At 37.7% G+C, this 22,157-nt stretch carries 21 protein-coding genes and 1 riboswitch; of the genes, 17 read left to right on the forward strand and 4 right to left on the reverse strand.

The window, feature by feature from the left end; all coding sequences use genetic code 11:
• Window positions 1–30 precede the first annotated feature (30 nt).
• From T323_RS0120050 to T323_RS0120070, 5 genes are all read left to right on the forward strand, one after another.
• Window positions 31–537: a hypothetical protein gene (locus tag T323_RS0120050; protein WP_026674874.1), complete on the forward strand. Its 507-nt coding sequence runs from the start codon at window positions 31–33 to the stop codon at window positions 535–537.
• Between the two features lie 115 nt (window positions 538–652).
• The gene (locus T323_RS0120055; protein WP_026674875.1) at window positions 653–841 is read left to right on the forward strand and encodes a DUF2759 domain-containing protein; all 189 of its coding nucleotides are present in this window, start codon (window positions 653–655) and stop codon (window positions 839–841) included.
• Between the two features lie 176 nt (window positions 842–1,017).
• Window positions 1,018–1,911: a DUF2268 domain-containing putative Zn-dependent protease gene (locus T323_RS0120060; RefSeq protein WP_026674876.1), complete on the forward strand. Its 894-nt coding sequence runs from the start codon at window positions 1,018–1,020 to the stop codon at window positions 1,909–1,911.
• 287 nt (window positions 1,912–2,198) lie between these two features.
• On the forward strand, window positions 2,199–2,648 hold the full coding sequence (locus tag T323_RS0120065) for an HIT family protein (RefSeq protein ID WP_026674877.1): 450 nt from the start codon (window positions 2,199–2,201) through the stop codon (window positions 2,646–2,648).
• A complete protein-coding gene (locus T323_RS0120070; RefSeq protein WP_026674878.1) occupies window positions 2,645–3,451 on the forward strand; it encodes a PP2C family serine/threonine-protein phosphatase in 807 nt (268 codons plus the stop codon). Before T323_RS0120065 ends, T323_RS0120070 begins: the two co-directional genes overlap by 4 nt.
• Before the next feature lie 152 nt (window positions 3,452–3,603).
• Here the strand turns inward: T323_RS0120070 and T323_RS0120075 are convergent, their stop codons facing one another.
• Together T323_RS0120075 and T323_RS0120080 are read right to left on the reverse strand one after the other, a co-directional pair.
• Window positions 3,604–4,395, reverse strand: a complete 792-nt coding sequence (locus T323_RS0120075) for a YqhG family protein (protein WP_026674879.1) — start codon at window positions 4,393–4,395, stop codon at window positions 3,604–3,606.
• Entirely contained in the window at window positions 4,376–6,061 is a 1,686-nt protein-coding gene (locus T323_RS0120080; RefSeq protein ID WP_026674880.1) for a DEAD/DEAH box helicase, read from the reverse strand. The genes T323_RS0120075 and T323_RS0120080 overlap by 20 nt, the downstream gene beginning before the upstream one ends.
• Window positions 6,062–6,178: 117 nt before the next feature.
• A riboswitch (glycine riboswitch) is annotated at window positions 6,179–6,276 on the forward strand.
• 201 nt (window positions 6,277–6,477) lie between these two features.
• On the opposite strand from T323_RS0120080, the gene gcvT reads away from it, so the two are divergent.
• Genes gcvT through gcvPB form a run of 3 tightly spaced genes read left to right on the forward strand, consistent with a single transcriptional unit; the run spans window position 6,478 to window position 10,394 of the window.
• Complete coding sequence (gene gcvT / locus T323_RS0120090; protein WP_026674882.1) at window positions 6,478–7,572, forward strand: glycine cleavage system aminomethyltransferase GcvT; 1,095 nt, start codon at window positions 6,478–6,480, stop codon at window positions 7,570–7,572.
• Window positions 7,573–7,590: 18 nt separating this feature from the next.
• The gene (gene gcvPA / locus T323_RS0120095; RefSeq protein WP_026674883.1) at window positions 7,591–8,940 is read left to right on the forward strand and encodes an aminomethyl-transferring glycine dehydrogenase subunit GcvPA; all 1,350 of its coding nucleotides are present in this window, start codon (window positions 7,591–7,593) and stop codon (window positions 8,938–8,940) included.
• Window positions 8,937–10,394 (forward strand): aminomethyl-transferring glycine dehydrogenase subunit GcvPB, encoded by a 1,458-nt coding sequence (gene gcvPB, locus T323_RS0120100; RefSeq protein ID WP_026674884.1) that lies wholly within the window; start codon window positions 8,937–8,939, stop codon window positions 10,392–10,394. Before gcvPA ends, gcvPB begins: the two co-directional genes overlap by 4 nt.
• 250 nt (window positions 10,395–10,644) lie before the next feature.
• Here gcvPB and T323_RS0120105 read toward each other — a convergent pair whose 3' ends face one another.
• Window positions 10,645–11,118, reverse strand: coding sequence for a hypothetical protein (locus T323_RS0120105; RefSeq protein ID WP_026674885.1), 474 nt, complete (start codon window positions 11,116–11,118; stop codon window positions 10,645–10,647).
• A gap of 238 nt (window positions 11,119–11,356) precedes the next feature.
• On the reverse strand, window positions 11,357–11,737 hold the full coding sequence (locus T323_RS0120110; protein ID WP_026674886.1) for a rhodanese-like domain-containing protein: 381 nt from the start codon (window positions 11,735–11,737) through the stop codon (window positions 11,357–11,359).
• A 146-nt stretch (window positions 11,738–11,883) separates the two neighbouring features.
• Between T323_RS0120110 and lipM the strand changes: the two genes are divergently transcribed.
• The 9 genes from lipM (at window position 11,884) to T323_RS0120160 (ending at window position 22,129) form a co-directional block, all read left to right on the forward strand.
• Entirely contained in the window at window positions 11,884–12,738 is an 855-nt protein-coding gene (lipM, locus tag T323_RS0120120) for an octanoyltransferase LipM (RefSeq protein WP_035179373.1), read from the forward strand.
• Window positions 12,739–13,703: 965 nt separating this feature from the next.
• The gene (locus T323_RS0120125; protein WP_026674888.1) at window positions 13,704–16,265 is read left to right on the forward strand and encodes a vitamin B12-dependent ribonucleotide reductase; all 2,562 of its coding nucleotides are present in this window, start codon (window positions 13,704–13,706) and stop codon (window positions 16,263–16,265) included.
• 561 nt (window positions 16,266–16,826) lie between these two features.
• Window positions 16,827–17,507 carry a response regulator transcription factor gene (locus T323_RS0120130; RefSeq protein WP_026674889.1) on the forward strand — a complete coding sequence of 227 codons (681 nt, stop codon included), beginning with the start codon at window positions 16,827–16,829 and terminating at the stop codon, window positions 17,505–17,507.
• Window positions 17,508–17,603: 96 nt separating this feature from the next.
• Entirely contained in the window at window positions 17,604–18,521 is a 918-nt protein-coding gene (locus T323_RS0120135) for an ATP-binding cassette domain-containing protein (protein ID WP_026674890.1), read from the forward strand.
• Entirely contained in the window at window positions 18,514–19,260 is a 747-nt protein-coding gene (locus T323_RS0120140; RefSeq protein ID WP_026674891.1) for an ABC transporter permease, read from the forward strand. Before T323_RS0120135 ends, T323_RS0120140 begins: the two co-directional genes overlap by 8 nt.
• Window positions 19,223–20,185, forward strand: coding sequence for a sensor histidine kinase (locus T323_RS0120145; RefSeq protein ID WP_245613752.1), 963 nt, complete (start codon window positions 19,223–19,225; stop codon window positions 20,183–20,185). Before T323_RS0120140 ends, T323_RS0120145 begins: the two co-directional genes overlap by 38 nt.
• Before the next feature lie 174 nt (window positions 20,186–20,359).
• Window positions 20,360–21,385, forward strand: coding sequence for a spore photoproduct lyase (gene splB / locus T323_RS0120150; RefSeq protein WP_026674893.1), 1,026 nt, complete (start codon window positions 20,360–20,362; stop codon window positions 21,383–21,385).
• A 103-nt stretch (window positions 21,386–21,488) separates the two neighbouring features.
• Window positions 21,489–21,917 carry a transcriptional regulator MntR gene (gene mntR, locus T323_RS0120155; protein WP_026674894.1) on the forward strand — a complete coding sequence of 143 codons (429 nt, stop codon included), beginning with the start codon at window positions 21,489–21,491 and terminating at the stop codon, window positions 21,915–21,917.
• Window positions 21,917–22,129: a hypothetical protein gene (locus T323_RS0120160; protein ID WP_026674895.1), complete on the forward strand. Its 213-nt coding sequence runs from the start codon at window positions 21,917–21,919 to the stop codon at window positions 22,127–22,129. Before mntR ends, T323_RS0120160 begins: the two co-directional genes overlap by 1 nt.
• Window positions 22,130–22,157 lie beyond the last annotated feature (28 nt).

Here is a 22,157-nt window from a genome sequence, read left to right on the forward strand (position 1 = left end):
ACGAAAAGGATGTTCAAAGGAAGTGTGACAATGACCGTATTTTATGCGATTGAATGGAAGCAAAGTGGGGAAGATATGGAATGGGACTCCTTTTACGAAGCGTTGTTTCTTGTTGCAGTTCCACTTGATGAAGCAGACGATATGTTTATTTATCAATCTAATCAAGAAGCAGATGAAGCCGCTTTGTTTTTAGAAGACTTTGGTTTGCTTGAGGCAAGTCATACTGTATATCAGCTGCACAATCCACTAGTTGAAGATCGCTTTTCTGATTATGGGTTTACTTCAAATTTGAATCGTTGTTATTTATATGAAGAATTAGTGCTACCGTTTATCATTACAAGCGGGGAGAAACAACAGATAGATATGGCGTTATTGCAAATTAAAGAAGACTTAATTGCCCTTGACCAAGCAGAGTCGCCTGTTCTTTTTATTGATAAACAAATGAAGGAATTAATGCAAGGATATGCGGATGCTTATAAGATTACGATTTCATTTTTACTCTCGACAAATAGGATAAATACGAGTAAAATGGAATAGATTCGTCCATTCTATAAACAAATGGTAAGAATGTTCATAAAAAATTCATAGTATCATTTCAAAAGAACGCTTATACTAATGATAGCTACGTGTGTACATAAGGGGGGAACAATCAATGTTTTTAGCCATTAATTTTCTACTTGTCGCTATCCTCTGTGCGATCGGATTAATTCGTGAATTCCGTAAAAAGAATTTCTTTGCGGTAGGATTTGCAGGACTATCTGTAGCTGTATTCGGATGGTTCGCAGTGATGACGATTTATTCAATCCTTACAACAGGAACAGGTGCACCAGTTGCCCACTAAAAAAAGAAGCTCAATTCAGTTGATGAATTGAGCTTCTTTTTTTGAACATATATGATATAGCAGTGAAGCTTTGATAGTTTATTCGAAAAGAAGCTCCCGTGTTTTTCTTTATTGACTCTCACGTTGCGTTATCCTTTATTGTCAGTAGTAATGACAGAGCGAAAGGTGTGTGTTGCATGAAAGTTATTGTTGAAAATACGATGGAACAATATGAAACGATGTTTGCGATGACTGAAGGCAGAGAGGATTATTTTCGGTATACGATGATGAAGCCGTTTGAACCGATGTGGAAGACGATACAAGTCCCACTACAACCGAAACAACATGGGGGTTATGATGTATTAATGGCCGTTGACATGCTCGGCTATATGCCAGTATTTGAAGAGGAAAAAGGGCGGGAAGCGATAGCAAAGTTAAAAGAAATAAACGCACTTCAAACGGCTAAAGCTACGTTGCGATTATGTGTTGAACGGATGAAGAAAAAAGACATAGAGGTAAAGACAAATGAACTGAGGTTTGGAATATATATTGCTAATCCAGAAAAGCTCAAATTGCAAAAAGGCTATTGTGGGTTTGGGGGGATTCCTGGTTTTATTCACGTGTCTATTTTTCCGAATTCTTATAATATCCCTAGGCTACCTGCAGTGATTGCCCATGAATTTCACCATAATATTCGCTTTTCCTATTTTGACTGGGACCATGGCAATGTTACAGTTGGTGATTATTTAGTGATTGAAGGGCTGGCTGAATCGTTTGCAAAAGAATTGTACGGAGAACACTTATTAGGGCCTTGGGTCACATCTATCGATAAAGATGATTTGCTGTATTCGCTTGCTGTTATTAAAGAAAATCTCGGTGTGAAAGGTTTTGCGGAAGTGAGTAGTTATATGTTCGGGGATGTGTTTGCTAAAGAACAAGGCTATTCTCCAGTAGGCTTGTCACCGTTTGCAGGATATGCGGTAGGGTATGAACTAGTTCAATCATTTATGAGAGAAAATGGCATTGGGATAGAGGAAGCAACATTCTTATCGACAAAGGACATTATTGGGAATTGTAGGATGTTTGAGTAAGTAAAACAGGATGTTATGGAATTAAGGACACCTGTTCCGCTAAATGAACGTAAATGACGATTTATTCGATGCTATCGGGCGTACGTTCCGTTAAATGAGTAAATGATCCACTTTGACACTTTTTTTCCCTGTTAACGGAATGTATGTCCGTAGGGCAATGAACAAGACTCATTTTACATGAAATAGCAGAATGATTATCCGTTACGGTTAAGTGTGAAATATCTCAAGAAAAATCTACCAATTTATTCCTCCATATATTATACTTTTAAAAACAAAAGGGGGTAGCAATGGTGGAAGGTTGTTTTATCTGTCAAAAACATAGCGGTACGATTCAAACAGCGGGAAACACGATTTATGAAAATGAGTTTGTTTATGTTGGTCACATCGATAACGGAGAAAATCCTCATTATTTAGGACATGTCATGATTGATTTAAAAAGACATGCCCCGACGTTAGCGGATATGACAGAAGTGGAATCGGCTGCCTTTGGGAAGATGATGTCTGCGGTTAGTAAAGCGTTAATGGAAACGGAAAAAGCAGAGCATGTTTACTGCTATGTTTTAGGTGATGCTGTACCCCATCTTCATATGCATGTTGTGCCCCGATATCCGAACACGCCAAAACAATATTGGGGGCCTAATGGGGTTTATGACTGGGAAGAAGATCCAATGGGGAACAAAGAAGATGTACGAGCACTTTGTGAACGATTAGCAGCGTACTTCAAAAACATAACATGAGGAAAGTTGAACAATCGAGTTGGGTAGGAGATCAACGAGATTTTATTGATGCCCCACATGTTTTCAGTCAACAACATATTAGTATCGGACGGTATGGTGGAAACTCAGCAGCAGGACAAACGAAAAATGAAGATGGATGTTTAGTTTGGTCTCATCCGATACAAGGCTGGGAGTTTAGTATTGTAGTAGATGCTCACCATACAGCAGAAAGTGCAAATTTGATTATTCAATATATAAAAGAAAACGAAGAGGTTCTTCTACAAATCTTTTCGAACGACAATGTACAAAAGATGTTTACACAACTCGATGCTAAAATTATCTCATTATTTCAATCTGAATCATTTATTCGTCGTTGTGAACGGGTAAATGGAGAAGCCTCATGTTTACTTATTGCTAGAAAAGAAAGCTATGTGTGGTGGTTTTCTGTTGGAGATTGTGTCCTTTTTGTTTTTCATGATGATTTCGCAGCATTACAACAGTTTCAAGTGAATCAACGCCAATTTTTTGAATGGATCGGGAAAGAAAATACGTTTGCACAGACGGTTCCTAGTTATAGTCATGGCATTCGTCAGCTTAGAAAAGGGTGGAACACACTTTTTTTAACGACAGATGGAATCATCGAATGTCCTAGTGAACCGTACAATGACCCAGTTTTAATTCAAAAGGAGTTGGAGCGGAAGTCTCTTGAAGAAGGGGTGCTAACATTGTTTGAAACGATACGAAAAAACAATGTAAGAGACAATACAACAATAATCACGTGGAAAGTTTATGTGGAAGAAGAAGGCATGAAACCTTCACAATAAAACAGCGTCCATTTGCTTTCAAAAAATACAAAAGAAGCCGTGAGTCCAATCTATCACGGCTTCTTTCTTTAGTGAGGGAGTATAAAAAATTTGGTCTAGCAATGAAGCATTGAAAGCTTATTCTTGAAAGAAAAGACGCTCCCGCGTTTTTCTTATTGTTGTAAATAAAACATCCCACCATTGATGACTTTTACTTTTACAACAGGTTCATATTGACTTCGTAATGCTTCTTTTTCAATGTCATAGCTTTCTGGTAATTCCTCAGTATCTTCATAAAATTGGTTTAATAAATGTAAGTCTTCATCCCACCGTTTTTTTGCTTCTTCTGCCCATGTTTTATCTTGCTCGTCAATAAATGTTCGAATGACTTTTTCTAAGCGTAACATCCCACTTTTTGGCGTGATAAGCGGTGAAAGCTTAAAACAAAAATCAGGTATATTCGGAGTGAGCTCCCGTTTTATCATGTTCTCATAAAAATTCGGTATCATAGCCCCGTTAATTAAATTTAACCCGAGTGATAACAAAACATCTTTTTTTCGATCGCATTGAAAGGAAATCTTCGTATTCATACAAACCCATGGTTGAAGTGGTGTCATTTGTCTTTCCTGTGTTTGCACCTGGACTTGTTCATATAAACGAATAAAGCCCCCAAGCTCCTGTGTCGATTGAAAGATTTGATGGAGGCGAGGAGAGCCGAAATGGATTAGCTCGCCTCTTATATCGTCAGGTGCTTTTTCTTGGTTTGTAATTAACGTCATTTTCATCGGGTTCGGTTCGCCACCGGTTTTTTCTAAGTAGTGCCAATAAAAAGGCCGGTTCATTAATGCTTTATCTAATTCTATCGATAATTGAACTTGCATATATCCTTCTTGTTTTTCAATGACTGGACTTTGATTGGCTGTAAAATAACGTTCAAGAAAATGATTAATTTGATGCTGTTGCACGTTCATCTCCCTCCTCAAGCTCTTCTTTTGCCACTTCATTTATAATCGCTGTTAAATGGTCCATCTTTACTTTGATCTCACCATCTGAATCAGAGTGATACAAAATTTCTTGAATATGGTCTTCGAGTGAAGGAAGCTCTAGCTTTGATAAAATATCATCTAATTCACCGATCACACTTTCAAACAAATTGATTTTTTCATAGAGAAGAGAAAGGATATGCTGCTCAATTGTATTTTCCACGGCAAAATTATAAATGCGAACATCTTCTTTTTGACCGAGACGATGAATTCGGCCAATCCGTTGTTCAATTCGCATTGGGTTCCATGGAAGGTCATAATTAATAATATGACTACAAAATTGTAGATTAATCCCTTCACCACCCGCTTCTGTTGCAATTAATACTTGGGCATGATTTTGGAATAGTTGGCGCATCCAGTCTTTTTTACCACGTTTAAAGCCTCCACGGAATGGGACAGAGGAAATGCCATTTTGTTTTAAAAACCATTGTAAATACAATTGAGTTGCTCGATATTCGGTGAAGATAATCACTTTCCCATCAATTTGTTTTATAATCTCTAACGCTTTTTCCGCTTTTGAATTGACGGAAATATTGCCAATCATCTCCATAAAAGATTCAGCTTGAGGAATGGTTTTATTATCTTCCTGTGCTTTTTCAATCATATTTTTTAAGGTCATAAAGGCGGCTTCACGACTAGAACAGATTTCTCGTTGCAATGTGAGCAATGCAAAATGATTGGTAAGAATATCTTTATTTTCCTTTAAAGAAGAGATCGCATCATAAAGCTCGCGTTCTTCTTTGCTAAATGTGATTGGTACCGTTTCAACAATCCGTTTTGTCCAAGTGATACCCGTTTCTTCACGGCGATTGCGGACCATCACTTTATTAACCAATTCTCGCAATTGTTCTTCGTTTTTCGGTGAGCGCTTTCCTGAACGGTATGATTTTTCAAACGATGATAAATCACCAAGGTGACCTGGTTTTAATAAAGATACGAGATTAAAGATTTCTTCGAGTTTGTTTTGCACTGGTGTTGCTGTTAATAGCAGACAAAACTTTTTCTTTAGCTTTTTCACAAATTCATAATTTTTCGTTTTCGGATTTTTTAATTTGTGAGCCTCGTCAATAATGATGAGATCATAGTCTTGTTCCATGACAATGTCATAGTGAGGCTGTCGTTTCGCTGTATCCATCGACGCGACAACAACATCAAACTGTTCCCACACATACGCTTTCTTTTGCGCGACTGCCGGAATATGAAACTTTTGATTTAATTCATAAGCCCATTGTGAAACAAGAGAAGCGGGAACGAGAATGAGTGCTTTCTTTACAAGTCCTCGAATCATATATTCTTTTAAAATAAGGCCAGCTTCGATTGTTTTTCCTAGCCCTACTTCATCCGCTAAAATCGCTTTTCCATTCATTTTTTCAATAACCGTATTGGCAACTTCAATTTGATGTGGGTACGGTTCAAGCTGTGGTAGATGCTTGGGTGCTTGTAAGCCTTGAAACTCTGGAACAGCTAAATGTTGTTCTGCTTCATAGGCAAGTTGAAACAACTCCCAATTGGCCCATGGCCCGTCCTCATCCAATCTTTTTATAAATTCATCTTGCCACGATTGAGAAAATTCAATTTCTATGTTCATGGCGATCATCCTTTCTAAAAAAAATAGTATTGCCTTCTTAGTCAGCAATTGGTAGGATATTATTATATTTAGTATGGTCAAAATAATAAATTTTATAAAAAAATCGTATATAGGCGAATGAAAGTAAGGGGAGAGACTGCAAAATGTTCGTAAAATGCAGCGCCGAAGGAGCAAGCGAAAGCGAATCTCTCAGGCAAAAGAACTCTTACTCGACGCAACTCTGGAGAGCGTTCAAAATGAACCACCCACGAAGACATTTCTTACGAAAGTAAGAAAGAAACTTTCTGGTAACAGGACAGAGGAATACAAAGAATATTTGTATTTCTCTGTCTTTTTTTTCGTTTTTTGAGTGGGATCTAGAGAATTAAGCCGTTTGTTTTCGCTGACAATACATAAAAACGAAGGAGGACAAATGTATGGCAAATGGAAACCAAACTCCGTTGTATCCGTTGTATGAACAATATGGTGGAAAGACGATTGATTTCGGTGGCTGGGATTTACCTGTTCAGTTTTCAAGTATAAAAGAAGAGCATGAAGCAGTTCGTACAAAAGCAGGATTGTTTGATGTGTCTCACATGGGGGAAGTGGAAGTAACAGGAGAAAAAGCCCTTGAGTTCCTTCAATATGTGATGACAAATGATGTTTCTAAACTTCAAGACAATCAAGCTCTTTATACGGTAATGTGTTATGAAAACGGAGGAACCGTTGATGACCTTCTCGTATACAAAAAGAAAGACAATGAGTATTTGCTTGTTGTGAATGCAGCTAATATTGAAAAAGACGTTGCTTGGTTACTAGAACATAAGGTAGAAGGAGTATCTGTTACGAATAAATCAGATGAGTTTGCTTTACTTGCTTTGCAAGGACCAGTCGCAGAACAAGTTCTACAACGGTTAACAGATGTTGATTTATCAGCGATTCGCTTTTTCTGGTTTGCTGATAATGTGACAATCGCAGGAAAACAAGTTCTCGTTTCAAGAACAGGCTATACAGGTGAAGATGGATTTGAGCTTTACTGTAAGGCAGAAGACGCAACGAGATTGTGGAAAGCTATTTTAGAAGAAGGGAAAGAAGACGGTGTTCTTCCATGTGGCTTAGGCGCACGTGATACCCTTCGTTTTGAAGCGAAACTCCCGCTTTATGGGCAAGAACTAACAAAAGAAATTTCTCCGCTTGAAGCAGGAATCGGCTTTGCGGTGAAGCTGAACAAAGAAGCTGATTTTATCGGGAAAGAATCATTAAAGAAACAAAAAGAAGACGGCTTGACTCGTAAATTAGTCGGGATTGAAATGATAGATAAGGGCATCCCAAGAACAGGATATGAAGTGTTTGTCCAAGATAACAACATTGGGACGGTGACAACAGGAACACAATCACCAACATTAAAACGAAATGTTGGATTAGCGTTATTGCAAAAAGAATTTACAGAGCTTAACCAAGAAGTCGAAGTTCAAGTAAGAAAAAAACGATTAAAAGCCAAAGTCGTAAAAACACCATTTTATAAACGATAAGGATGAGGGGGAAAATCAATGTCATTTCGATATTTACCAATGACGGAAGAAGATAAAAAAGAGATGCTCGAATCAATCGGGGTCCAATCGATTGAGGAGCTATTTTCAGATATTCCAGAAGATATTCGATTTAAAGGACAGTTAAACATTAAAGAAGCGTTAACAGAGCCAGAGCTTGTACGATATTTACAAGGGTTAGCGAATAAAAATACAAATGTAAAACAAAAGCCGTCCTTTTTAGGAGCAGGTGTATACGAGCACTATATTCCATCTGTTGTTGACCATGTTATTTCACGTTCTGAATTTTATACGGCGTATACACCGTATCAACCAGAAATTTCTCAAGGCGAATTACAAGCGATTTTTGAATTCCAATCGATGATTTGTGAATTAACAGGGATGGATATAGCCAATTCATCAATGTATGATGGACCAACGGCATTAGCAGAAGCAGCGATGATGTGTGCAGGTCAAACACGTAAGAAAAAAGTGCTTGTATCCAAAGCTGTTCATCCTGAAGCAAGAGATGTTTTAAAAACAAACGCTAAAGGTCAAAACGTTACGGTTATTGAAGTGGATATTGCCGATGGGATAACAGATCTTGACGATTTAAAACAAAAATATGATGCAGAAACCGCTTGTGTCATTGTTCAATATCCAAACTTCTTTGGTGCGATTGAAAATTTAGCGGCGATTGAAGAAATTACGCACGCTGAAAAAGGCATGTTTGTCGTTTCTAGTAATCCGGTTTCGCTTGGTGCGTTAAAATCACCAGGTGAATACGGGGCAGATGTTGTTGTCGGAGATGCGCAACCATTTGGGATTCCGACTCAATTTGGCGGACCACATTGTGGTTATTTTGCCGTTACAACAAAGCTAATGAGAAAAGTACCTGGTCGTTTAGTAGGTCAAACGGTTGATGATGAAGGTCAACGTGGATTTGTGTTAACACTGCAAGCACGTGAACAACATATTCGTCGTGAGAAAGCAACATCAAATATTTGTTCAAACCAAGCATTAAATGCTTTAGCCGCTTCTGTGGCCATGAGTGCGATTGGCAAACAAGGCGTACGTGACATGGCGGTACAAAACATTCAAAAAGCAGCATATATGAAAAAGCAATTGCAACAACAAGGGGTAACGATTGCGTTTGCGGCACCAACATTTAATGAATTTGTTGTCAAACTCAATGCATCCGTTGCCGACGTAAATGCAAGATTGTTTGAAGAAGGCTTTATTGGTGGTTATGACCTTGGCCGTGATTATCCTGAATTAGCTGGCCATGTTTTATTATGTGTAACGGAAATTCGTACAAAAGAAGAGATTGACCAATTTGTGAATGTACTTGGGAAGGTGAATAACGAATGAAGGATCAGCCGTTAATTTTTGAACTTAGCAAAGAAGGAAGAATTGGACATAGTTTACCACCTTGTGATGTAGAAGAAATAGCGTTAGAGGATGTAATTCCTGCTGAATATATACGAACTTCTGAACCAGAATTACCGGAAGTTTCTGAGCTGCAATTAATGCGTCACTATACGGCTTTATCAAAGAGAAACCATGGTGTAGACTCTGGGTTTTATCCGCTTGGTTCTTGTACGATGAAATACAATCCGAAAATTAATGAAGACGTTGCACGTTATGATGGCTTTGCACATATCCACCCTCATCAAGAGGAGTCTCAAGTTCAAGGAGCACTGGAATTATTATATGAATTACAAACATCTTTAGCTGAAATTACGGGAATGGATGAAGTGACATTACAACCAGCAGCAGGCGCCCACGGTGAATGGACTGGATTAATGTTAATTCGGGCGTTCCACGAAAAAAATGGGGATACGAACCGGACGAAAGTCATCGTACCTGACTCAGCCCATGGTACAAACCCAGCTTCTGCAACGGTGGCCGGCTTTGATTCCATTACCGTTCGAACAAATGAGCAAGGCCTAGTTGACCTTGACCATTTACGTGAAGTAGCTGGTCCAGATACAGCTGCATTGATGTTAACAAACCCAAATACGCTAGGTTTATTTGAAGAATATATTGTGGAAATGGCCAAAATCATTCATGATGCAGGTGGAAAATTGTATTATGATGGAGCAAACTCTAACGCGATTTTAGGAATTGCGCGTCCAGGAGACATGGGATTTGATGTTGTTCACTTAAACTTGCATAAAACATTTACTGGCCCACATGGTGGAGGCGGACCTGGTTCAGGCCCTGTCGGAGTGAAAAAAGATTTGATTCCGTTTTTACCAAAGCCAGTTATTGTGAAAAAAGGAGACGTGTACGGATTTGACTACGACCGTCCAGAATCAATTGGTCGAGTAAAACCGTATTACGGAAATTTCGGCATTAATGTCCGTGCGTACACATACATCCGCACGATGGGACCTGAAGGATTACGTCTTGTATCTGAATATGCGGTCTTAAATGCAAACTATATGATGAGACGATTAGAGCCATATTTTGATTTGCCTTATGGTCAGCATTGTAAGCATGAATTTGTCTTGTCAGGACGTCGCCAAAAGAAACTAGGTGTTCGTACACTTGATATCGCAAAACGCTTATTAGATTTCGGCTATCATCCACCAACGATTTACTTCCCGCTTAACGTGGAAGAGTGTATGATGATCGAACCAACGGAAACAGAAGCAAAAGAAACATTAGATGAATTTATCGAGGCAATGATTCAAATCGCAAAAGAAACAGAAGAAAATCCTGAAATCGTTCAAGAAGCACCACACCATACCGTGATTGGTCGCCTTGATGAAACGTTAGCCGCGAGAAAACCGGTGTTACGATATCAGAAAGCAGAATAAGAAAGGGAAGGTGAGCTATACTTGTGGCTCGCCTTTTTTGTTTAGGGGAGGGATGTCGTAATGGACAAATGATCCGTTATTTTAGCGAAAATAGAGGATTTCGAATCGCTATCGGACATGTGTTCCGTTACTTGTTGTTTTTTTGGCTCGAATGGCTTGATTTCTGCTAAATAGCGGAACAGATGTCCGTAACTTGTTTGAAAAAATCGTATTTGGCAAATATAACGGAACACATGTCCGGTAGCATATACTAGTCACGTACTTTATAAGTTTTTGTTACCGGGAAACCGAAATATCTGTATTGTATCGTTAACGATTCAATAAGATGCTCAGGCTGTTCTACTTTTATCCCGTAATGGATCGGTGTCATTTCGTTTTTTTCAATGATGGCTTTAATATCTTTTGGTGATACTTTTGGGAAAATCGGTTCTTGGTCGAACTCCATAAACATAATGTTTGGGTTATCTGATAAGAATTGTACAAATTGCGATGTATCATAGCTAACACCTAATTGCACAATATCAGAGTCGCTTCTTCCATTTACGGCAACATCTTTAATATGAACTTTTGTAAAACCATCATTATGTAGTTCATATACAACAACCTGTGTGTGACCATCATCAAAAGTTGAATGGCCTTCAATTTTTAGTGGTTGACTTGTATAGATAAATAAGAAGAATGCAAGTATACTGGCAAGTAAAATAGAAGTGATAATTTTTTTCATTTTTCTTCTCCTTGTGCGATGCTTATTGGTAAAAAGAGTATATTCGCTTCGGCCAGCTTGTTTTCCTCTATTTTCCATTGAACAAACAAAAAAGAATGAACATAGTGTCCATTCTTTTTTTTTAACATGTAAGAAAGTATAAAAATTTTGGTCTAGCAGTGAAGCTTTGAAAGTTTATTCTAGAAGAGCGAAGGCTCTGTCCTTCGCTTGAAAAGAAAAGGCGCTCCCGCGTTTTTCTTTATTTCTTTTTATTAATGCGTCCTGACCATTTTTTAAATCCACCTTTAAGGTGGTACAACTCCTCGCAGCCACGTTTTTTCTTTAGTACAGTTGCGGCTTGTTTACTTCTTGCGCCGGATTGGCAATATAAATATACTGGTTGGTCTGTGCGGATTTCTTTCATTCGTGTTCGTAGTTGCGTAAGAGGGATATTTCTAGCTCCTAAAATATGCCCGCCTTCATATTCTCTTTGTTCTCTAACATCTATTAATTGAGCTTTTCGGTACCCTTTAATAAAATCTTCTTGAGATAGTGGGGTTAAGTACTTTGGTGTTATAAACCGTTTTGTAATAAAAAATACGAGTACTGCTGCTAGAATTGCGGGTAAAATCCATTCCATTGACTCACTAACACTCCTTTTGTTTTCATGCTCTCTTTAAATTATATACATGTCTTAGTGTTAAGGCAAAGAAAAAATGAGTGGGAATGAAAGTCAAATTGCTATGAACTTAATTTCTCATTTGGTACACTATTGTGTGCAAGTATATGGAAAAGAGGGACAAGCTTATGAAGGAAACATGGCGTTTTATTGATTCAGGGCATTGCTCACCGTCATATAATATGGCGTTAGATGAAATGTTATTACAATGGCATAGTGAAGGAAAAATTCCTCCTACAATTCGCTTTTATGGTTGGAATCCAGCGACACTATCGATCGGATATTTTCAAAAGGTTGAAAAAGAAATTAATATGGAAGCAGTAAAAAAATATAATGTTGGTTTTGTGCGCAGACCTACAGGAGGAAGAGGGGTTCTCCATGACCAAGAACTAACATATAGTGTCATTGTGACGGAGGAACACCCTGATATGCCCCAAACGGTCACAGAGGCATATCGAGTCATTTCTCAAGGATTATTAGAAGGGTTTCGTGATGTTGGCTTAGATGCTTATTTTGCCATTCCGAAAACAAAAGAAGAGCAAGAGGCATTAAAAAATCCTCGTTCTGCGGTTTGTTTTGATGCGCCGTCTTGGTATGAACTTGTTGTGGAAGGACGTAAAGTGGCTGGAAGCGCACAAACGAGACAAAAAGGCGTTATACTTCAACACGGGTCCATTATTCTAGATTTAGATGAAAATAAATTATTTGATATGTTTACGTATCCGAGTGATCGTGTCCGCGAACGGATGCAACGGAATTTTAAAAACAAAGCGGTTGCAATTAATGAACTCGTCGCTCACCCGATTGCTTATGATGACGCAAAAGTCGCATTTAAAAATGGGTTTGAGAAAGGCTTAAATATTGAACTTGAATTGTATGAGTTAACGAAAGAAGAAGAGGAACAAGTGTTAAAGGTCGCCAAAGAAAGATACGAGCAAGATGATTGGAATTTCAGAAGATAAAAGATGAGGTCAGCCACTATATATAGAGGCTGGCTTTTCTTTATGAGGGAGTATAAAAAATTTGGTATAACAGTGAAGATTTGATAGCTGTATCCAAGAAGGGCGAAGGCTCCGCACTTCGGATGAAACGAAGAATGAATTAGGGATTTGGAATACTATGAGACAGCAAGAAAAGACCCAAGTGAATCATTCAACACTTGGGCGGGGGTTTATCGCGTTAGCAATTTTGTTGTTTATGGTAAGTAAGCGGCCATGAAAACCGTTATCTGTGAACATCGGTATCGTTTTGGAACGTTGGAGGACACAGGAGCAGTTAATCATGATATATCGCTAGAAATAGAGTGGCTTTTGCGTGAATAAGCGCTCTTGTGGCAGCTAAAAAACGGAAACCCGTATCATGTTCACAAATAACGGTTGCTCTGACCGCAAAAATGGGACATGGTATGTGTTTGTTGTTTCATCATACACTTCGCTTGAAAGAAAAGACGCTCCGTATTTTTCTTTTTTTACCTTGTTTTCATTACATTTACATTACAAATGACCTAAGTCTAAAAAAATAGTAATTACAAGTTTTTGGTAAAAAACGTGGAATCCTTATGTAAAAAGGGGTTGCATTTTCCTATAAAAATGCAATGTAGAAAATTGTCCGAAATTCGGGTTTTCTTAGGTATTTTAGCGTATTTTCTCATTGATACTCTATTATTTGAATAGTTTTATAGTTGACAAAAAAATATTTCTTCTGCAAGATTCACAATATATAGTATATGCATAAGATTTATGGACACAATATATTGATTTGTTATTTCGTTTATGGTACGATTAGCCAAGTTGAAAAACATAGCAATCTATTAGCGAAACCACATCAAAGATCGTACGATATGCTAGGTTACGGCTTAGTCTTACATACATCAAGATGCACATGTTTTACGAATTAATTTTTGTTTCTGGAGAAGGAGGAAATCTCAATGACGATGATGATGTCAAAAGTAATGAACATTAACATTGAGCGCTTAAATCAAGATATTGCACAATTCCCACAAGTACATGAAATAACAGCAGATATGGGGATTACTAAAAAAGGTGTATCTCGTCTCGTAATGTTGGACAGATATACATTTAAGGATACAGAAAAGAAAACGTTAAAAGAAGGCGACTTCGTTGTTCTAACGGTTAAAGATGACCCGAAATTCCCTGCAAGAGGTTACGGCTATGTTTTAGAAATGTTGAAAGATGAAAACAAAGCGAAAATCTTAGTGGATGAGGAATTCCAAGGTGTGTTAGATGACCCACAGGAAATGAAAACAGGAGTAGTCCTTCGTTCTCTAGATTCAATTGAAAAACCATTAGAAATTTATTATGAGCAAATTGCAAAACGTGTTGCAACAGGATTGGCTTCAGTTGAAGTTGATGAAGCCAAACGAACAGAATCATTTGAAAAATTTTACCATGAGTTAATGAACATGAATTTTATCCCGGCAGGTCGTGTGTTATACGGAGCGGGTGCAGGTACGGACGTTACGTATTTTAACTGTTACGTTATGCCGTATGTAAAAGATTCAAGAAACGGGATTTCAGAACACCGTACGCAAGTAATGGAGATTATGAGTCGTGGTGGTGGAGTTGGAACGAATGGTTCGACTCTTCGTCCAAGAAATACATTAGCACGGGGAGTTAACGGTAAATCATCTGGTTCAGTATCATGGTTAGACGATATTGCAAAATTAACACATCTAGTGGAACAAGGCGGAAGTCGTCGCGGAGCACAGATGATTATGCTTATCGATTCACATCCTGATATTTTAGAATTTATTATTTCAAAAATGCAAAATCCTCGTATTTTACGATTTTTGCTTGAGAATACAAAAGACGCTCAAATTAAACAGCTGGTAAAAGAAAAATTAAAATTCACTCCATTGTCTGAAGTGGAAACAGCGATGTATCAAGGAATTGTAAACTTCAAAAAAGTGGTCGGCCAAGGTGGATTTGACCAAAAAGTGATTAAAGAAGCAGAAGAAAAATTAGCATTAGGTGGCACTTATAGTGTCAATAATCCAGAATTTTTAACAGGGGCGAATATTTCAGTTTGTTTAACAAAAGAGTTCATGGCAGCTGTGGAAGCTGACGAAGAATACGCTCTTCGTTTCCCTGATGTTGAAAATTACAGTCCAGAAGAAATGGAAATTTACAATAACGAGTGGCACGAATGTGGGGATGTGCGCGAGTGGGAACAACGTGGTTTTAAAGTTCGCACATACCGAAAAATTAAAGCAAAAGAGCTTTGGAATTTAATTAATATTTGTGCAACATATAGTGCTGAGCCAGGAATCTTCTTTATTGATAATGCGAATGATATGACAAATGCAAAAGCATATGGTCAAAAAGTTGTGGCGACAAATCCTTGTGGAGAACAACCATTAGCTCCATATTCAGTTTGTAATTTAGCTGCGATTAATTTAGCAGAAATGGCGGACCGCACGAACAAAGTGGTTGACTTTGAAAAGCTAAAACAAACCGTGGAAACAGGCGTGCGTATGCAAGACAATGTTATCGATGCCACACCATATTTCTTAGAAGATAATACAAAGCAAGCTAAAGGTGAGCGTCGTGTTGGCTTAGGTGTTATGGGATTACATGATTTGCTTATTTATTGTGAAACGGTGTATGGATCTGAAGAAGGCAATCAAATGGTTGACGAAGTGTTTGAAACAATTGCGACAACAGCCTATCGTACAAGCATAGAGTTAGCAAAAGAAAAGGGCAGCTTCCCGTTTTTAGTTGGAGACACGTATGAAGAAACATTAGCTTTACGTGAAGCGTTTATTAATACGGGTTATATGCAAAAGATGCCTGAGGACATTCGTGAAGGCGTGCTGGCTCACGGTATTCGTAACTCTCATTTATTAACGGTTGCTCCAACTGGAAGTACAGGAACAATGGTTGGTGTTTCAACAGGACTAGAGCCATATTTCTCATTTTCTTATTACCGTAGTGGTCGATTAGGGAAATTTATTGAAGTAAAAGCTGAGATTGTACAACATTACTTGAATGAAAATCCGGATGCTGACCCGAATCAACTTCCAGAATGGTTTATTTCTACAATGGAATTAGCACCAGAAGCACATGCTGATGTGCAGTGTATTATCCAACGTTGGGTAGATAGCTCATTATCAAAAACAGTTAATGCACCTAGAGGATATACGGTGGAGCAAGTTCAACAAGTATATGAGCGTCTTTATCGTGGAGGAGCTAAAGGTGGTACGGTTTATGTTGATGGTAGCCGTGATGCGCAAGTTCTTTCGTTAAAAGCAGAAGATAATCAATTTGATGATTATGAAGAAACAGCAGTTACAAAGGAAAAAGGTCCAGTTGTTTTAGTGGATACGATTGCTGATTTACGTTCCACTAAAGTAACGATCGGCTCTGAAGTAGGAGATACGTGCCCTGTTTGTCGTGAAGGTACAGTCGAAGACCTCGGTGGATGTAATACATGCACAAGTTGTGGCGCCCAGTTAAAATGTGGGTTATAAACGGATAAATAAAGAGAAAGTGTAGCTCTGAAATAAAGTTGCGATGTTTATAAAAAAGTCGCGAAGAAATGCCTCTTTGGATATTATTATCTGAAGGGGTGTTTTTTTAAAAGATAAGAAGTATAAAAATTTTGGTGTAGCAGTGAAGCTTTGAAAGAAAAGGCGCTCCGCGTTTTTCTTATTGTTTATGGGAAGTAAGCGGCCATGAAAACCGTTATCTGTGAACATTGCTAGCGTTTTGGAACGTTGGTGGACACAGGAACAGTTAATCATCATATATCGCTAGAAATAGAGTGACTATTGTGTGAATATGCGCTCCTATGGCCGCTAAAAAACGGAAACCCGTATCATGTTCACAAATAACGGTTGCTCTGACCGCAAAAATGAGACAAATGAGGGAGCATCATATTTTTGGTGTAGCAGTGAAGCTTTGGAAGCTATTTCAAGAAGAGCACTTGGGGTTCACTGTCAAAAGCAGGCGGGGCTCCGCACTTCGCTTGAAAGAAAAGGCGCTCCCGCGTTTTTCTTATAGTAACAGGACAAAACGAAATAGGTGATATTATGTATGAAGGCAAACGAATTTTAATTGTTGAAGACGACCAAGAGATTAGTAGACTACTAACTGTCATTTTGGAAAAATCACAGATGGAATCGGTTACAGCTTATTCTGGTACAGAAGGTTTGTTGCATTTACAAAATCATTCGTTTGATTTAATCTTACTGGATTTAATGCTACCAGGTAAAAGTGGGGAGGATCTGATAAAAGAAATTAGAGAAAAGAGTATGGTTCCCATTATTGTGATTTCAGCTAAAGTGGATCTTGAGAATAAAGTGCAAGTATTAAAAATGGGTGCGGACGATTACATAACAAAACCATTTCATCAGGAAGAAGTGATGGCCCGAGTAGAAGTTCAATTACGAAAAGCGAGTTTTCAACCGATGCAACCAAGTAAAAGGAGATGGCGAGGGCTTAAAGTGAATAGTGAAAAAAGGTCTGTAACTTTAAACGAGAAGGAGCTACAGTTGACGAATGCTGAGTTTGATATTTTAACATTTTTTATAAATAATCCTGAGCGTGCCCTTTCCAAAAAGGAAATCTATGAAAGAATCTGGACCGGGACGTATTATGGTGATGATAATACAATCAGTGTTCACGTTTCTAATCTCCGTAAGAAAATTTCAGAAATAACTACGGAAGAATATATAAAGACCATATGGGGAGTAGGTTTTATACTTGTTTGACTTCTTTATGATTTCTTTATGTTTTGCTTAAAGGTTTTTAAAGACTTCTAAGCTAAACTAAAAACAATAAGAAATTTAGTGAAGGAGTCGAAAAAGTTGGATGCCATTATACAAGCGTATCAATTGACGAAAAAATTCAAGGAACAAGTAGTGATCAAACCGCTTGATTTCTCATTAAAAAAAGGAGAGATTTGTGCACTAATTGGAAAAAATGGTGCGGGGAAATCGACTTTATTCAAAATTCTTTCGGGACAAATCATGCCGACTTCGGGAGAGATTCATCTATTTGGTAAATCTGGGAAAGAGCTCGAGAATGTGAAAAAAAGAATGGGTTTTATAATTGAAACACCTGCATTTTTCCCGGATTTTACTGCCATTCAAAATTTGGAATATTTCCGGATACAACGTGGCGTAGTGGACAAGAAAGTTATTTATGAAGTCCTTGAGATTGTCGGTCTGGCTAATGAAAATAAGAAACGATTTAGAGACTATTCTATGGGAATGAAGCAGCGGTTAGGCATTGCCCTTTGTCTTTTAAGCAATCCTGATTGTTTAGTGCTTGATGAGCCAATCAATGGTTTGGATGTGGAAGGAATTATGGAAATCCGCAAATTGTTGAAGAAGCTCAATCAGGAAAAACAAGTAACTATATTCATTTCTAGTCATATTTTAACGGAATTGAAATTGCTAGCAACACGTTTTGTATTTATCAAAAATGGTGTAATCGTTGATGATTTAAGTAAAGAGGTTCTGGAAGAGAAGAGTCGGAAACAAATTCTGCTTACTGTTGATGATACAGTAAAAGCAGCACAACTATTAGAACGAGCATATGCAGATATTCAGTTTAAAGTCCTTCCTAATCAAGCTATCACCATCCAAAATCATGTAGAGCATAGTGGAGATATCAATCGCCTCTTAGTTGATCATGAAGTGATGGTGAAGGAGTTTCGCATCGAATCACTGAATCTAGAGGAATACTTCTTAGGATTAGTGGAGGGAAATCAAAATGATTAATTATATGAAAAGCGAATGTTATCGTCTACTGCGTAAAAAAGGACCTTATGTAACAGGATTGATATGTTATTTGTTAATTGTCGCCGCTGCTGCCGTCCTTACTTTATCTGGACAGACTGACCCGAATTTTCCTTACGCAACAAGTAAATTTTTCTATTCAAATGCAATTAGTGCTGGATTGTTGATTGTCATCGTAGGGTTACTCTTTAATTCAGCTCTCACTGGCAAAGATATCTCTTTGATTAAACAATCTGTTTCTTTCGGTATTTCTCGTAATATCATCTTCTGGTCTAAGCTATTTTTGACATTAAGTTATTTTTTACTAGTCTGTGTTGTTGGGATCATTTTAATGATGGTTTTAGGTGAAAACTTGCTATCAAGTGAAAATCCGTCGGTGAGCAATTTTCTAATTGCATGTGTGAATATGGCTCCGCTTGTTCTGAGTGGATTTTTCCTAACTCATACATTGAAAATGCTCAAGGTTGGGGAAGGATACATCATTATCGTGTTGATTTTTATTTATGGATTATCTGGAAACTTGCTGCGGGTCTTCCGAGAGATATCAGGCTTAAAGGAGTTACACAATTATGCACCGAATACATTGTTCAATGAAAACTTAACGAGCTTTATGAATGAAGGAGTCCAATTTGCGCTCGAATATTGGATTGTAGGTATCATTATTTCCGGGATGGCTTTGCTGATTGGAGCAAAAAGATTCGGAAATCAAAACATCGATTGATGGAGAAGGGATGAAGAACGTGAGCAGCTGGTTAATTATAATTTTGGTTTTCCTGTTAATTGTTGCACTCTCTAAACTTCTGCTTGTCCATTGGGATATCAGAAAGATGACGAAACAATTAGAGGAAATCAGTGCGAATTTCGGGACAAATGAATTAGTTCGCACAAATACCCATAATAAAAACTTGGCCCGATTTGCTTCGGAAATTAATCAGCTTATTCAATTATTTAAACAGAATCAGCAGTCTGTCGAAAGAAGGGAAATGGAACTAAAGCAAGAAATTACGAATATCTCCCATGATTTAAGAACGCCTTTAACATCAATTAAAGGATTTTCAGAGTTATTAACAGAACCGTCCATATCTGAAGTAGAAAGGAAAGAGTTTTTAGCAATTATTCAAAAGAAGATTGATAATCTCACCATGATTGTTGATTTATTTTATGAACTTTCACAACTCGACTCATCGGACAAGAAATTGACGATGGAAAAGCAGTTTCTCGATCAAATTGTTGTGGAAACAATGCTAATGTTCTATGATGATTTTGAGAAAAAGCAATTAAAGGTAAACTTAGATGAAGCGAGTGTAACCTCTGTTCTTGCTGACAATAAAGCAACTGTTCGGATTGTAACCAACATTATTCAGAATGCCTTAACTTATGCTAAAAGTTATTTAACAATTAATTATGTAGAGGAAGAGCAATATATTTGGTTAAGGGCAGTAAATGATGTTGAGAACATTAATATTACGGAACTTCAACAGATTTTTAATAGAACATTCAGGTTGGACACAAGTCGATCTGGTACCCAGCTTGGATTAGGACTTCATATTGTTCAGCAACTTGTTAACAAACAGGGAGGAAAAGCGCTTGCTCATGTCCGTGAAAATGAGTTTATCATTGAGGTATCGTTTAGAAAATCGATTTAGGATGGGACATGCCGCTTCTTTTTGAACGTATTTATATAGGATTAAAAGTAATGGGAAAAGTCTTTAAATTAAAGGATTAAGCAAAATGCTTAATCCTTTCTTTATTTCCAATAACCTTTTGTTTGCGCCAAGTGTAGTTCGAACAAGCTAAAGAAAAAAAGGATGAGAATTGACATGGAACCCTTTATTCCACAGCTTGTTTATATAGAACCACAAGCGCTTGAATACCCATTAGGGAAAGAGCTCCAAGAGAAGTTTGAAAAGATGGGCATTGAAATTCGTCAGACGACATCACATAATCAAGTACGAAATATCCCTGGAGATAATGAACAACAGCAATATCGAAATGCGAAATCCACTTTAGTTGTTGGCGTGCGAAAAACATTGAAATTTGAACCGTCAAAACCGTCAGCCGAATATGCAATTCCGCTTGCGACGGGTTGTATGGGGCATTGCCACTACTGTTACTTACAAACGACAATGGGAGACAAACCATATATTAGAACGTATGTGAATTTAGAAGATATATTTGCACAAGCAACAGCTTATATCGAAGAACGTAAACCAGAAATAACAAGATTTGAAGCAGCTTGTACATCGGATATTGTTGGCATAGATCATTTAACGCATTCGTTAAAGAAAACAATTGAGTTTATCGGGCAAACAGATTTTGGGCGATTACGGTTTGTAACGAAATATCACCATGTCGATCATTTACTTGATGCCAAGCACAACGGTAGAACTAGGTTTCGATTTAGTGTCAATTCCAATTATGTCATTAAACACTTTGAACCCGGAACGTCCCCGTTTGAAAAACGTATTGAAGCTGCGGGTAAGGTGGCCAAAGCGAATTATCCTCTAGGCTTTATTTTAGCTCCATTATACCGACATGAAGGCTGGGAACAAGGCTATTTAGAGTTATTCGAACGGCTCGCGGACACATTACCTGATTATGCAAAAAAAGATTTAACGTTTGAAATGATCCAACATCGATTTACAAAAACGGCAAAACGGATTATTGAAAAACGCTACCCGAAAACAAAACTTGTCATGAATGAGGATGAGCGTAAATACAAATGGGGAAAATATGGAAGAGGGAAATATGTGTATAAAACTGATGAAGCGGACGAGCTAAGAAAAACGATTGAATCTTATATTAATACGTTTTTTCCGATGGCAAAAATAGAATATTTTACATGATTCGTGTTTTTCCGTTGTTGTTGGCTTTTCATTATAGTAAAATAGATACAATGCAAGAACGGAATGCCTGTTGCATTCATGGTGAAAGATTGGAGGAGACACCATGCCAACACCGAGTATGGAAGATTATTTAGAACGAATATATTTGTTAATTGAGGATAAAGGATATGCGCGCGTTTCAGATATAGCAGAAGCATTAGAAGTCCACCCTTCTTCAGTTACCAAGATGGTCCAAAAGCTTGATAAAAGTGAATATTTAATTTATGAAAAATACCGAGGGCTTGTTTTAACAGCAAAAGGAAAAAAAGTAGGAAAGCGTCTTGTGTATCGCCATGATCTTCTTGAAGATTTCATGAAGATAATTGGCGTTTCAAGTGAAAATATTTACGCTGATGTAGAAGGAATTGAACACCATCTTAGTTGGGATGCAATTGACCGCATCGGTGACTTAGTTCAATTTTTTCAAGAAGATGAGTCAAGAGTCAATTCTTTGCGAATCGTACAAAAACGAAATGAGGAAGAGCAATCTTAATGGAGATTGTTCTTTTTTTAGGTAAGAAAGAAAAGATTTGGTCTAGCAGTGAAGTTTTCAAGAAAAGAGAAGGCTCCTCACCTGAGTGTTTCACCCCAAAAAGAGCAATTGGATTCACTGGAAAAAGCGGGCAGGACTCCGCACTTCGCTTGAAACAAAAAGGCACTCCTGCGTTTATTTTAAAATTTAGGTTATTAGCAATGAAGCGTTGAAAAGCTTTTTCCTTCTTGTTTTTAAAGG

It is taken from the genome of Alkalihalobacillus bogoriensis ATCC BAA-922 (assembly GCF_000621445.1).
Classification (GTDB): Bacteria; Bacillota; Bacilli; order Bacillales; family Bacillaceae_F; genus Bacillus_AO; species Bacillus_AO bogoriense.